The organism is Gluconobacter sp. P1D12_c (assembly GCF_018812105.1).
GTDB classification, from domain to species: domain Bacteria; phylum Pseudomonadota; class Alphaproteobacteria; order Acetobacterales; family Acetobacteraceae; genus Gluconobacter; species Gluconobacter oxydans_A.
On the sequence record NZ_JACSIQ010000630.1, the window covers coordinates 1 to 406 of the forward strand.

Annotated in this window: 1 pseudogene; it reads right to left on the reverse strand. The window is 57.1% G+C overall.

Features of this window, described 5'->3' with window-relative positions:
• Positions 1-80: pseudogene (locus KP705_RS18470) on the reverse strand (tRNA (guanosine(37)-N1)-methyltransferase TrmD); the annotation flags it as partial.
• Between the last annotated feature and the right edge of the window lie 326 nt (positions 81-406).

Sequence of the window (406 nt, forward strand, 5' to 3'; positions counted from 1 at the left end):
AGGTCATGCGCTTCACAGGACCAGATGCCACGTTCGAGCGCCCTGCCCGCCAGGGAAAACCCAAGCGGCCCCGGAAACATGTCCGGAAACAGGGGCAGGATATCAGCGCGCCTCCTCTTGCCCGGACTTGTACCTCTCCATCGAGATGACCTTCGACCTCGACTTCTACTGGAGGCACGACGGTTACGCGACGGTGCGCGTGATCGACATGAGGCAGACAGGCCAGCGTGAATTGAACGATCAGACCTCGATCAATCTCGATGCTGACCCCCGCACCATATTCATGAACTATAGAGACGGTTCCAAGCACTTCGCCATCTTCGGAAACTGCCTGTCATGCCGATCAGGTCGGCATGATAGAACTCGTCTTCCTCGACAGCAGGCAGAAGCTCACGCGCAACATATA